Below are 12,357 nucleotides of genomic sequence, written 5' to 3'. Positions count from 1 at the left end.
TTACGTCTTATGCAAGGGCGGGTGCACTTGTGGATTCAATTCCTGAATGGTGTGACGTTGTTTACTTTTTAATCTCGCCAGCCGCTTTGACTTTGATCAGCGTCGCATTCCCCGGCATGTACGCGAGCGGCACGTCTTCGATAGTCATGATCTGAACCGTATCGGGATCGGCCCCAGCGTGAACCGCTTCTCGGATTGCTGTCTGCTTGGCGTCGGCGAGGGCTTCGTCATAAGACATCTCAGAGAGGGAGTACACTTTTTCCACATCGCCGCTAATATCCCCTAAGGCGGCACCGATGGCATTGGCCGAATCGGAATGCGGGGGCGAATGACTTCTGATGCCCCAGGCAGCTGCTCCGGCATCAGGACGCTCCCCCACCGACCAACACAACGGGGACTGCATCGGGACTCGTCTTCATCCGGTCAATGGCGTCGGCCACTTTTTCGACCATGCGTCGATGGGCGCGCTGAGCATAGGCAGGTGATAGGCGTACACGTGTTGGATCTGTTCCAGGTATATCGGCGAGGCCGAGGCAGATCGCCACGTCCGTGGCCGTTAAGACGGGACCGCCAAAGGCTTGCCCTCTTTCCGGCAGCAAATAGCCGACACTCTCTGGACCGATCGTCAACTCACTCCCTTTTTCATGGATCACGGTCCCTCCCCCCAAACCGATGGACAGTATGTCCGGCATTCTGAAGTTCGTCCTCACCCCTCCGACGTCTACTGCTAGCGCCGATTGGCGCGGAAATCCTTTTTGTACCACACCGACATCTGTCGTCGTCCCTCCGATGTCCACGATGATCGCATCCTTCAAACCCGACAGATGCATGGCGCCTCGGATGGAATTCGTTGGACCGCACGCAATGGTAAAGATCGGGTACTGAAGCGCATATTGACTGGACATCAACGTTCCGTCATTTTGTCCTAAATACAGTTCAGCCCCAATGCGATGTTTTTGCAACGCTCCGTTAAAACCGTCCACAACCCCTTGAATCACATTCATTAAGGCTGCATTTAGGATCGTTGCATTTTCCCTTTCGACGAGGCCGATTGATCCAATTTCATGAGAGAGGGAGACGTGCATCTCTGGTGCTATCTCCCGAATGATTTGTGCGGCTTGACGCTCTTGTTCCACGCGGACAGGAGAAAAAACGCCAATCACCGCGATCGATTGGACTTTTCCTCTCATCTCGCGAACTGCTTGTTTTAAACCTTCTTCATCAAAGGGAGCGATCGTCTTTCCACTGTATTCGTAGCCGCCTGAGAGAACATGAATGTGCTCACCAATCACTTGCCGCAACGTATCATCCCAACCGGCCAGCGGAGGAACAGCCGTCGTCGCCTGGGCACCGATGCGAATGATTCCCACTCGATTGAGCTGCTTTCTTTCCACGATCGCATTCGTACACTGAGTGGTCCCGAGCATCGCATAGCGAATCGATCCGCGATCGACGGGCGCTTGTGCTAACAACTTCTCGATGGCTCGATAAATTCCCGTCATCACATCGCTTGTCGTGGGTTGTTTTACTTTGGCCACGACCTGTCGTGATTCATCCAAAATCACCGCATCTGTATTCGTGCCACCGACATCTATCCCCAGTCGATACGTCACTCGGCTTTCCCTCCTTTACACAGTTTTTCTACCGGAATGTAGTCGCAATCGTAACCGAAATACCGGGGGCCGGCCGTTTCTAACCCGACTTCAGTGCGCCATTTCAGATGGGCAGGAAAGGCGACGACCGTTACACGGGCTCCATATCGGATGTTTTCCGTCGTCACCGGATAACCTGTCTCTTCATCCAACACGGCGATCAAATCAGGGGGCACCGCGCGCAATTTCCCGTCTTCCTCGGCCAGCAAGTGTTCGTTTTGAAAGTAGAGGTTCATCACTTTGGACCGATCGCGATCTGTTCCTTCGATGGCGGCTTTCCCGCGGGTAAATCCGCCGTCAATGCTCCGCTCAATGTGGACCACCTTTCCTGTAAACAATTCATAACCTTGCAGTTCTCTCAATATGTTCCGTACCGGATTCTCCATTTTCCCGTGCGCTTCCCGTATGATTCGCCCGATCTTTTCGACAGTGTGTAAAGTGCCAGGGATGACGGCCCGCTTCACGTCTGCGCCGGAAAGCCAGTAATCGCACATCGAAGCCGACCCTCCCATTTCCACGGTGATCGCCCGTGCCAACCGCTCCGACCAGGCACCGTCAATCGGTCGAAGCAAGGTCACATTTCCTTTCTCATCCGCTAGAGTCACCGAACCAGGCAAATACCCTTCTAAATGAAACGTCACCATCTGGGACTCTGGGAAAGCGCGTCCCATGGCGTCGGCATCGAGAACCGGGATGCCTTTTTTGGCAGCCGCAACGATGGGGATGAGCGAATTGACTCCGCCGATCTCAATCGGCATGACCGCATCGACCGCTTGCCCTTTTTCCTGTTCTAAACATTCGATTGCCGCGGTTACTTGTTCCATAGACGGGATTTTTTCAGCCATGACGGTCGGCGCCCCGATCATGCACACGGGCACTACCTGGGCCTGATCCTCCAATTCGTCCACCGTGACGACCGAAACGGGCCCGTACTTTTTCACCGCCTCCAGGGCCATCATTTTACCGATGAAAGGGTCTCCTCCTCCACCGGTGCCGAGCACTGCCGCACCCATGGCAATATCTTCGATAGCCTGTTCGTTTAGCTGCTTCATTTAACCACCTTCCACTTTTCGTTCCGAATCAAAAGGCTTAAAAGCGTTTGGATTGCAAATGCCGAAAGAAAGCCGTCGAGTGCAGGCACGCTCGTGAGCGTAAACAAGGCCAAACCATCTGGCGCATCCGTCGTCATATAACTGATAAAGGTGCTGACCACCCACGCGATCACCGCACAGACATTCAGTTTGACAATGTGTTCATTTTCAAAGGAGAAGCGCTTTTTGTTGATGAGGTAATATTCAGCGGTGTAAATCCCACCAACCGGGGCGATAAACATCGTCATGATCGACAAAAAAGTAATAAACCGATCGTAAATGCCGAAAACTGCAAGCATGGTTGCGACCAAACCCGCTACGATTGTGATGACAACTTTCGATGTGCGCCGAAAGACAACGGAAAAACCGAGGGACGACGAGTACAAGTTGTTCGTATTGGTCGTCCATTGAGCCAAGGTGAGAACCAAAAGTGCGGGAATACCAAACCTACTGCGAAAAAGACGTAGGTTAAATCATCTGTGTGAAGCACTTTCGACAAGATGATCGCCATGATCAGCATGAAGCTATTCCCGACAAAAAATCCGAAAAATGCCGCCAAGACGGCGTCTTTTCGACTTTTCGCCCATCGAGATACGTCCGGTGAGATCATGGCACCCAATACAAAGATCCCGATGACTAATGATGTGGCCGCTCCAAAACTAAAGGTGTTGTCGGTAGCTTCAAACAATGCCCCTGACCCTTGTTGATAAAACGCCAGGCTCATCGCAAGCAAAATCAAGGCGACAAGGAATGGAACCGAGTAGACACTCAGCCGCTCAATGGCACGGTACCCGTATATGGCAGTGGTCATCATCAGTAATCCACCAAACAAGGCGAGCCATTTTGTGGAAACCGACACGCCAAATAAATGCTCAACAGCCGCATAGGCATTTTCAGCAAAAAAGCCTGCTTGAACCCCAAACCAACCAAGTAGAGAAACCCCTATGATGACGGAGACGATTCGCGCTCCGTATTCCCCGAAAGCAAAGCGGGAAATCATGGAAGTCGACAGCCCCGTCGCTGCACCGATGTAAGCACAAAAAGAAGCCAGTACACCCAAAAAGAGAGAGCCGACAAAAACCGCTAACAAAGCGGATTGAAAGTCCATTCCTCCACCTAACTCTGCACCGAGCAGCATCGCTGACAAATCAATCCCGATCGCAATCCAAACCAAACTGATAGACCACCAACTCTTTCGAACGGACGGCGGAACAGGACGCCGTTCGAAATCTTCTATCTTCAGATCTTGCATACGTGTATCCCTGCCTTTTCGTGTTGTATGTTAAGACGTGGTTAAGCCTGTCCAGTAGACCTGCCATATTTGTTCCAATTTCCCCATGAGCACATCTTCTCCGTAGTAAAACAACTCCAAAAACAGACCATCCATCAAGCAAAAGAAAGAAGCGATTAAATCGTCCATCGCCTGTTTTCGGACGACGTTTTCATTCATGGCATCCGTAAAAATCTCCATCAACAGTTTGCGCTGCATCTCTTCTTTTTCTATAAAGAGGCGCTCGATTTCGTCCTGCATAAACTCTGGCGGGAACAACAACAACTGCAACAGGACACGAGATTCTTTCGGATGGTGCACATGGTATGACAAAATGCCTTTTAAAAGGTGTTTCAAACGTTTCTCCGGAGCCTTTCCTTCATTACTGGTTATGAGCTGCTTGAGCTGCATGAAGTGCTCGTCCAGCAAGTCGCGGTAAATTTCCACGAACAACGCTTCTTTACTCTCAAAGAATGAATAAATGGACGGCGCTTTGATGCCGACCTCTTTGGCGATAGCTGAGAGAGTTGTCTTCTCATACCCGTGTGCGGCTAACAGGTTCAGAGCGGCTTGTTTGATGTTCTGCCGGGTCACCGCGATCACCTAACTAATGATAGTTAGGCTTATTATATAGAAGTTGTTTAAGATATTCAACAGTACGTACACCGACACAACACTTGTCCATTAAATACAATTACCTCCTTAGGCAAGAACCTAAAGGAGCATTCCTGTAATGAAGAAAATTGAGGTTTAACAAAAAAGAGCCTCCTTGGTATAGTACGGGATGTCGATGACATCGACTCCTAAATTCAAAACCCAAGGAGGATTCGAAGTGAATTATAACCGGAATAAGAAATTGAAGCAAATCACACCGGAGACATTAGTTGTAGGGATTGACATTGCGAAAGAAAAGCACGTCGCCCGAGCAGTCGATGACCGAGGGTATGAGTTTGGTAAGCGATTGGTTTTTGAAAACAACATAACGGGCTTTGAGCGATTATTAGCTTGGGTGTCCGAGAAGCAACAGGCATATGAAAAAACACATGTGATCCTCGGTTGTGAACCGACCGGACACTATTGGTTCAATCTCGCCTATTTCGCCAAGGCGAAAGAAATCCCGTTTGTCGTCGTCAATCCGATGCATGTGAAAAAAGCGAAGGAGCTCGATGACAATTCGCCATCTAAAACAGATACAAAAGACGCCCACGTCATCGCCCAATTGATCACAGACGGCCGATACGCCGTACCGAACCTGCAAGAGGGTGTATATGCCGAACTGCGGGAAGGCCTTAAAATTCGCGATCAGCTGTCGAAAGATTTGCAGATCATCACCGGTCGGATTGACAACTGGCTCGATCGTTATTTTCCGGAATTCCGGAGAGTGTTTAAAGATTGGGATGGCAAAGCCGCTTGGTACACCCTGAGCCATTTCCCATTGCCGGCAGAGGTCACTGCCATATCGGCAGAAGACCTGGTGAGGGAGTGGAAACAGGTCGCCCAGCGAGGCATCGGAATCAAACGGGCCCATACACTGCGGCAAGCAGCTGAGCGTTCCATCGGATTAACCGTCGGAACGCGGATGGCCAAACGTGCCCTGCAAAGTTTGCTCAAACAATACGAGCATCTTCAAGAAAGCATCGCAAGCATCGATGAAGAGATGGAGCAGCTGGTCAAAGTGATTCCAGGAACTGAAGAGATGATCGCCATGAAGGGCGTTAACGTTTTGACCGTGGCCACCTTTTTCGGCGAGGTTGGAGACATCGCCCACTATGAACATCCACGCCAGATTCAACGCCTTGCCGGGCTGAGCTTAACCGTACACCAATCGGGGAAATGCAAAGGTCAGACCCACATCACCAAGCGTGGACGCAGGCGACTGCGCAAAGCCTTATATCTCGTGGTTCGTCCGCTCGTTGTGCATAATGCGGCCTTTAAAGCCTTGCACGAATACTATACAACGCGGCAAGAACACCCGCTTAAGAAACAAGAATCGCTCATTGCCCTGAGTTGTAAACTCATCCGCGTGTTTTTTGCAATGGCCAAGAAACGATACCGGTTTGACGGCGAGAAAATGCTGCGAGACATGCCTCAGTTTTCCATACAGGAAGCAGCTTAAAAGAAAAAGTTAGGGAGTAGGCAACCTTTCGTTTGACACTCAAGGACGGTGGGAACACAATCGAAGCGCAGAGCCGAACCATATTTTCACCATCAGGGCCCAGACCCCGTAAAGGAGCAAAGTCGGCCTCCACCTCATGGATATGCCGGACGAAGGAATGTGAGGAGAAAATCCCGTGAGCCATGGGAGGGTAAGCGACCATGAGCTGAGTGGAGAAGAGATGCGCGATCATAAATAATTTTGAAAATTCCATTACAGGAGTTTTAGGGCATTACTCTTCACTCTATCGGAATATTCCGAAAAGAGGACTTTCTGGTAAAAGCCATGAAAAAGCTTCGAAATAAGTTCCTATGAAAATTTGAGAATGAACGAGCATGTTAAAGAAAATTATTTATTTCAAGAGGGAGGTGGTTTGGCGTGTCACGAACGCCCGAATACATCAAAGTCGACAATTTCTTCAAACGGTTTGCGGTCGTTGCGAGGGCGCGTTTCCTCACCGAATCCGACTGTGATCAGCATGACTGGAAGGAGGTGGTCGGGGAGCTCGACCACCTCGCGAACCGCGTCTGGGTCGAATCCGATCATCGGGCACGTGGCGTAGCCCATCTCTGTGGCGGCCAGGATCAATGTCTGGGCCGCCAGGGAAGCGTTGCGGATCGCTTCGTCGCGCCGGTTTTGCGGATCAGCGTAAAACTGTTCGATGCCGATAATTTTTCGTCGCTTTTGTTCCTCTGACAAATACCCGTTTCTCACGAACGAGTCGTAGATGCGGTCTGCGTCTCGATAAGCGTCTAAATTGCCGCAGACGACGACGGTCAAAGATGCTTCTGTCACTTTCGGCTGGTTGTTGGCTGCCTTGCGCAACCGTTCCTTCTGTTCGGCGCTCCTGACGACGATGAAGTGCCAGTGCTGTAAATTCCAGGCGGACGGCGCCAAGGAAGCGAGGCGGAACAACTCCCGGATACGGTCTTCACTGATTTCACGCGTCGGGTCATAGCGCTTCACAGCCCGCCGCTGTTCAATCGTATCGCGTACGTCCATACGTAACCTCCTTCGTACTCACGACTGTACCAAATTTCTCGGGCAAAAGGCAAATAAAAAAGCCGCGATCGTTCATCGCAGCTTAGCGAATCACTTCGACCATCGAGAGGGTTCAAGGGCCAGATTAGACATCCAACTTAAACTCCTGCCGGAACTTCTTCTGTAAAGCCTCTAGGTAGCGGGCACTGACTGTGCCTTCGGCACCGCGCAAAATTTCTAAAGCGTACCATTTCGGAGGAGGCAGCTCTGCCTCGCTTTTCTGTACCACAGTGTACGACAGTACAGATGGCATCTGTGTTCCGTTCACGTCTACCTCCAACCAGACGCGGTCGTACGCTTTCCCCCGTCCTTCCCGCTCGTCCAAGTAATCAACCGCTTCTGACGTCAGCCGGTACACTTTTCCCTCCACGATGCTTCTCGGGTCGGGGACGATGTCGGCGTACGCGCAATCTCCTGTTTGGCGCGTGAATGCCAGTCGGTATCCGCGCAACACGCCTCGGCCGACGACATCTTGAAACAAATGGTTCACCCCGTGCTCCCGCAGCCGCACATCGTCCATACACGAACCGTACGCAAAGTAGAGCGTGCCCGTGTCTCGCCTGCGCACTACTGCGACCTCCTTTTTCTGCACATTCTCATTCTTATAATATACGAAGGAACGCCCTTCGACGACTAGACACAGGCTCACTTTATGAGGAGATCACCCGGTTAACAGCGGATAAAAACTTTTACCGTTTTCCGGTTGGCGCACAGAGAAAAATTCGGCAACTGTTGCGCCAATATCGGACAAACTGTCCCGCTCCCCGACATCTGTACTTGTGAACGATTTTCCGTACGCCAGCAGGAAAGTCTTCTCCCTCGTGTGCTGGCTGTGTCCGATGGTGGGATCGTTGCCGTGATCGGCACTCAGTATAAGCAAATCCTCGTCCGACAACCGCTCAAGCACAGTGGACAGCGCACGGTCAACTTCCATAATTTTCTGAGCATAGCGATCGACATCTTGTGCATGCCCGGCCAGGTCTGTTTCCTGCACCGTCGCAGCAATGAGGCCGCGATCCACCGACACCATCGATTCAACGATAGATTGCATCACCACGTTTGTATCAACTGCCGGAATTTTCTCAGCGCCGTCACACGTAATGACGTCCTGCATTTTTCCGATTAGGGTGACGTGAATCCCTTCTTCTGCGAGTATGCTGCTCGTCTGTGTGCGCGGGTCAACCCCGTACCCTAAGTGCCGTACTCGATAGCCTTGCCGGTAAACCCCCGATTTCGGCGAATTAACCCCGACGAGCCCGTCGTCGCGGCGTTCGACACTCGCTCTGATCCGTTCGGGGACACATGCTCTCCGCCGAGGACGATGACGCGGTTCACTTTTACGGCCGACCGCACGACTCTTCCGATTTCCAGCACTTCCGTAAACGGCACACAATCCAAAGGGGCGGTCACGTTGTAAATCTGCCCGTAGTCGGTTTCGATGTTGTCGGCGACGACGACCTGTCCGTTGACGAGCAAATACGGCAAATTGGGATCGGGAATCTCCACCGTGTATCCGCGACGTTTGAGCGCCTCTCGGACCTGTTCGATGTTTTTCACGAACGGCTCCTTCAACGGCTTTTTCGGAGCAGTCCCCATAATTTCCTGGTGTCCCGCATAGCTGTCAGCCCCGTCGTGTTCAAGTTTGAGCGTTCCGAAGCTGGCATTTGCTGGCGCCTTCGGTGAGGCGAGCCGCGGATGGTGTAAAATATGGTTGATTCCCAGCCATTCCAAGTGCGGGATGTGTATTTCTTCTGCCTGATCTAAAATGTGGTAAAAAGTGTTCGCCCCACGGTCCTGCAACCGTTCCGGTACGATGTCATCCATCGCCCCGACTCCGAGGCTGTCCAAAATGAGGACGATCGCCCGTTTGTTTCCCATGTGCCATTTCTCCTTTTACCGCAGTTTTTTTCCTGAGCTGTCGTAAACGGCTCTCAGCGACGGATTGCCGCTCTGAATGCCTTCCACAAGAGCGACTTCACTTCGCGTCACAAAAATTTGGGTGCGAAAGGCGTAAATTACCGTGTCTCCGACTTCTATCGGGTGCGTCCCCTTTTCAAGTGTCCCGTAGTAATCGATGTATTCGGGCGGCGTTTCCCGAATGGGCACGACACGGCGGCGCATCTCAGGAAAATCTTTTCCGACAAGGGCGCATCTTGCATGTGAGCGGCGGTAAAAACCTCCCCCGTACGCATACGCGACATGGCGATCTGTGTGAGAAATTTCACTGACGTACACCATCGCCGGCAATTCCGCCTGACCTTCCTTTTGATGCAGCGGCGTCGTCCCGGTCAGGGCGTGCCCTGGCTCGCCGTGTGTCGCCCCTAGCTCTGCCAGCATCGGAATCGTGTGGACCGATGTGGCGCTGGGCATGTTGATTTGTTCAAGGGGGATGCCGAGCTCTGACGACAATTTCTCCGCGCTGCTGAGGACGGTGTGCGCATTGGCCGTCGGTTCCACGCGGCCCTTTTCCTCGCGGTACAAAAGACAAGGGAAGGCGGTCACCCCTGCGATACGCACGCCGGAAAGCCGGCTGATGGCCCGTGCGGCGGCGATCAACTCATCTTCCCTAAAACCGCCCTGCTGACCTTGATACATGACGTCGTGGCGGCCGACAACTTTTAAGAGCAGCTTTTGAATCCTCCCCATTTTTTCAGCCGCCTGCGAAATTTCTTCTGCTTTTTTCACGGAAAAGACGGTGACGACTTCCGGGCGGTAGGAGAGGATCTCCTCGATCATGCGAGAAGGAATTTGGACTAAATGTCCCACGTTCCCCAGTTGGATCCCTGCACGTCCCAAGGTGACGGCTTCCCACGGATCGACCGCGACCGCCCGCTCAATGCCGTTGGCGGCGATCAACTTGGCCACTTCGGGGTTGCGACCGATTTGTTTCGTCATCATGTACAGGTTGAGGCCGTTTTGATCAGCCGCCTGGACCAGTTGACGGGTGTTGAAGGCGATGGCATCCAGATCCAATACGTAAGTGTTGGGGCGAATCTCGCCTTTCCGGTGAAGTGTCACAGCTGTCTCAATTAAGGACGGATTGCGCTCCAGTGTCACTGGCACAAACATTTACGCTTCGCCTCTGTCTAACACGTCAGCCAGTGCCTTTTGTAAAATCCGGATCGTAAGCTCTGCCCCAGAACGCATCGGGTTGACGCGAACCGCCGTTCGCGCCAAATCGGGACGGCTCTCCAAAAAGCTACCGGAAAGGCGGTAAATCATCGGAAGCACTTCATACCGGGACTCAGCGCCCACCGGGTAAACGGCGGCGCCGTGCCGTTCACACGCCTTCATCACATCTTGCGCTATCGGTCGTCTGAATTCGACAATGACATTTTTCGACTGGGAGTTGGTGATGTACGCTCTCTTCACTTCCGGGACGGCTCCCTCGTTGAGCAGCGCGTTCAACCGCTCGGTCTGTTCGTTTTGCACGGCGATGGCGACCGGCGCTAGGACGAGGGAGCGGAGCAGATCCATCGCTTCCTCCCCTTGCACCTGCCCTCCTCCGGAATAATTCCGTTCGTGGATTTTGGCGATACCGTCGCCCTTTCCGACGACGACTCCTATTCCCGGAGGGCCGAGTAATTTAAACCCTGAAAAGCAGGAGTACGCCGCTCCCAACTCGACCCCGCTTTTGGGGACTTTCAGCACAGTGTAGTTGTCGTCCACGACGATCGGGAGGTCGGGCCGCACAGAGCGCACCAGATTGATGACGGTCTCGAGGTCGTACGCGTCATCCGGTTTCTGGCGTGAATGCTGAACGTAAAAGACACGGCATTCCGTCCGTTCAGTTAGCGCGTCCCGCAAACACTTCACATCGTTGTAATCCACGTAAACAGGGCGGAGCCCCATGAGGCGGACCGTCTCCTGCGTCGTCTTGTACATCGGGCTCGTGTGCATGAAGAAGGCATCGCCCGGCTCTAACAGGACGCTTAACGCTGCCCGTATCGCCCCTGTTCCGGCCCCGCGTACGAGGGCACATGCTTCCACACGGAAAAAGCGGGCCAACACCCGTTCCACTTTGTCCGTTTGCACTGGTCTGCCCAGTCCAGGAACCACGCCGACGTCTCCTTGTGCAAAAAACTCCCGCCCCGTAAATTCCTCCGCAATCGCTTCTGTCAACTGAAACTGTTTCTGTTTCGCCTGTTCGATCGTCATCGTCGTCAATACTGGATTGCTCATAATCAACCTCCTAAAAAGACAAGAAACGGCGCGGATTATCCACCATCATCGTCGTGACTTCTCTCTCGGATACACCGTTCTCCAAGAGCAACGGAATAAAGCGGGTGAACAAGTATTCGTAGCCAAATCCGCCGTTTACTTTCAAATACGACTGTTTCGTCACGTCGCACGACAACATCAGCTGTCCAACGTACCCTCTGTCCAGTAAATACAGTAAATCAGACAGCCGTTCCGCCTCTGGGCGGTAGTTGTTTTTGCCGATAGTGTCAAACTGAATGTACACGCCTGCTTGCAGCAAGCGCTCGTATTCGTCGCGATCGCCGTTCAGATCTTGATGGCCGATGGAGATTTTAGCGGGGTCGACGTCCATCTCGGCAAACAGCTGCACCTGTTCAGACCCCAATGTGCCCAACTCACAATGGGTGCTGAGCGGAGCTCCTGTCATCTTCTGTGCCCGGCCCGCCGCCCGGAAGACTTTCTTTTCATCTTCTGTCATTTCGTTGTAGCTGCTGCCGATTTCTGCAATAATTCCCGCTCGAACTCCTGTTCCTTCGATCCCTTCAGTCAGTTCGGCGACAAACAACTCGACAATGTCCTCTTCCCGTTTTGCCTTCACTTCCTCTGGGTAATACGATTGCTTGTAATAGCCCGTTGCCGCGACAATCGGGAGGTTGTGCCTCTCTGAAAGAGCGCTCAGAGCTTTCACGTCCCGGCCCATGCCGCGGTTCGTCACTTCGACAATTCCACCGCAACCGGCCGCCTTTAACCGTTCTAACTCCGTACGCATCGCTTCAGAGTCCGACAGGACGGGGTCATCGTCCTGTCGGACGTGCGACAAGTCCATGATCACGTGCTCGTGAATCATCGTCTTCCCAAGATCGTCAGGGTGAATGTCACCGGTCACTGTGCGTATCTTTTTCGCCATGACAATTCCTTTCTACATTTCGTAAATTTGCTCGTGGCACT

At 52.6% G+C, this 12,357-nt stretch carries 14 protein-coding genes; 1 reads left to right on the top strand and 13 read right to left on the bottom strand.

The features are described 5' to 3' along the window. Positions 1-61 precede the first annotated feature (61 nt). The 6 genes from B0W44_RS19090 to B0W44_RS11955 are packed head-to-tail and all read right to left on the bottom strand — an operon-like array spanning position 62 to position 4,616. Positions 62-379 (bottom strand): hypothetical protein, encoded by a 318-nt coding sequence (locus B0W44_RS19090; RefSeq protein ID WP_335582613.1) that lies wholly within the window; start codon positions 377-379, stop codon positions 62-64. After that, positions 363-1,613, bottom strand: a complete 1,251-nt coding sequence (locus tag B0W44_RS11970) for a hydantoinase/oxoprolinase N-terminal domain-containing protein (RefSeq protein WP_335582612.1) — start codon at positions 1,611-1,613, stop codon at positions 363-365. The genes B0W44_RS19090 and B0W44_RS11970 overlap by 17 nt, the downstream gene beginning before the upstream one ends. After that, a complete protein-coding gene (locus B0W44_RS11965; protein ID WP_077720237.1) occupies positions 1,610-2,704 on the bottom strand; it encodes an S-methyl thiohydantoin desulfurase family protein in 1,095 nt (364 codons plus the stop codon). Before B0W44_RS11965 ends, B0W44_RS11970 begins: the two co-directional genes overlap by 4 nt. Next, positions 2,701-3,129, bottom strand: a complete 429-nt coding sequence (locus B0W44_RS18830; RefSeq protein WP_250637971.1) for a cytosine permease — start codon at positions 3,127-3,129, stop codon at positions 2,701-2,703. The genes B0W44_RS11965 and B0W44_RS18830 overlap by 4 nt, the downstream gene beginning before the upstream one ends. Next, positions 3,060-3,995: a cytosine permease gene (locus B0W44_RS11960; protein ID WP_250637970.1), complete on the bottom strand. Its 936-nt coding sequence runs from the start codon at positions 3,993-3,995 to the stop codon at positions 3,060-3,062. Before B0W44_RS11960 ends, B0W44_RS18830 begins: the two co-directional genes overlap by 70 nt. A 30-nt stretch (positions 3,996-4,025) precedes the next feature. Further along, positions 4,026-4,616 (bottom strand): TetR/AcrR family transcriptional regulator, encoded by a 591-nt coding sequence (locus tag B0W44_RS11955; protein ID WP_077720236.1) that lies wholly within the window; start codon positions 4,614-4,616, stop codon positions 4,026-4,028. A gap of 229 nt (positions 4,617-4,845) precedes the next feature. On the opposite strand from B0W44_RS11955, the gene B0W44_RS11950 reads away from it, so the two are divergent. Continuing rightward, positions 4,846-6,129, top strand: coding sequence for an IS110 family RNA-guided transposase (locus B0W44_RS11950; RefSeq protein ID WP_077719633.1), 1,284 nt, complete (start codon positions 4,846-4,848; stop codon positions 6,127-6,129). Between the two features lie 420 nt (positions 6,130-6,549). Here B0W44_RS11950 and B0W44_RS11945 read toward each other — a convergent pair whose 3' ends face one another. The 7 genes from B0W44_RS11945 to B0W44_RS11920 form a co-directional block, all read right to left on the bottom strand. Beyond that, on the bottom strand, positions 6,550-7,170 hold the full coding sequence (locus B0W44_RS11945) for a nitroreductase family protein (protein WP_077720235.1): 621 nt from the start codon (positions 7,168-7,170) through the stop codon (positions 6,550-6,552). A gap of 124 nt (positions 7,171-7,294) precedes the next feature. After that, positions 7,295-7,777: a gamma-glutamylcyclotransferase family protein gene (locus B0W44_RS11940; protein ID WP_077720234.1), complete on the bottom strand. Its 483-nt coding sequence runs from the start codon at positions 7,775-7,777 to the stop codon at positions 7,295-7,297. Between the two features lie 93 nt (positions 7,778-7,870). Further along, positions 7,871-8,497, bottom strand: a complete 627-nt coding sequence (locus B0W44_RS18615) for a phosphopentomutase (RefSeq protein WP_228441672.1) — start codon at positions 8,495-8,497, stop codon at positions 7,871-7,873. Then, positions 8,401-9,087, bottom strand: coding sequence for an alkaline phosphatase family protein (locus B0W44_RS18610; RefSeq protein WP_228441077.1), 687 nt, complete (start codon positions 9,085-9,087; stop codon positions 8,401-8,403). Before B0W44_RS18610 ends, B0W44_RS18615 begins: the two co-directional genes overlap by 97 nt. Positions 9,088-9,102: 15 nt before the next feature. Then, a complete protein-coding gene (locus B0W44_RS11930) occupies positions 9,103-10,278 on the bottom strand; it encodes a YhfX family PLP-dependent enzyme (RefSeq protein WP_077720233.1) in 1,176 nt (391 codons plus the stop codon). Continuing rightward, positions 10,279-11,391, bottom strand: coding sequence for an aminotransferase class V-fold PLP-dependent enzyme (locus B0W44_RS11925; RefSeq protein WP_077720232.1), 1,113 nt, complete (start codon positions 11,389-11,391; stop codon positions 10,279-10,281). A gap of 10 nt (positions 11,392-11,401) precedes the next feature. Beyond that, positions 11,402-12,316 carry a phosphotriesterase family protein gene (locus B0W44_RS11920; protein ID WP_077720231.1) on the bottom strand — a complete coding sequence of 305 codons (915 nt, stop codon included), beginning with the start codon at positions 12,314-12,316 and terminating at the stop codon, positions 11,402-11,404. Between the last annotated feature and the right edge of the window lie 41 nt (positions 12,317-12,357).

It is taken from the genome of Novibacillus thermophilus (assembly GCF_002005165.1).
Classification (GTDB): domain Bacteria; phylum Bacillota; class Bacilli; order Thermoactinomycetales; family Novibacillaceae; genus Novibacillus; species Novibacillus thermophilus.
This window is presented reverse-complemented; position numbering and strand designations above follow the sequence as displayed.

What these genes read in the sequence shown, in the direction of transcription:
- B0W44_RS11960 (WP_250637970.1), bottom strand. Translation starts at nt 3,995, where the DNA reads ATGCAAGATCTGAAGATAGAAGATTTCGAACGGCGTCCTGTTCCGCCG.
- B0W44_RS11930 (WP_077720233.1), bottom strand. Translation starts at nt 10,278, where the DNA reads ATGTTTGTGCCAGTGACACTGGAGCGCAATCCGTCCTTAATTGAGACA.
- B0W44_RS11945 (WP_077720235.1), bottom strand. Translation starts at nt 7,170, where the DNA reads ATGGACGTACGCGATACGATTGAACAGCGGCGGGCTGTGAAGCGCTAT.
- B0W44_RS11965 (WP_077720237.1), bottom strand. Translation starts at nt 2,704, where the DNA reads ATGAAGCAGCTAAACGAACAGGCTATCGAAGATATTGCCATGGGTGCG.
- B0W44_RS18610 (WP_228441077.1), bottom strand. Translation starts at nt 9,087, where the DNA reads ATGGGAAACAAACGGGCGATCGTCCTCATTTTGGACAGCCTCGGAGTC.
- B0W44_RS11925 (WP_077720232.1), bottom strand. Translation starts at nt 11,391, where the DNA reads ATGAGCAATCCAGTATTGACGACGATGACGATCGAACAGGCGAAACAG.
- B0W44_RS11920 (WP_077720231.1), bottom strand. Translation starts at nt 12,316, where the DNA reads ATGGCGAAAAAGATACGCACAGTGACCGGTGACATTCACCCTGACGAT.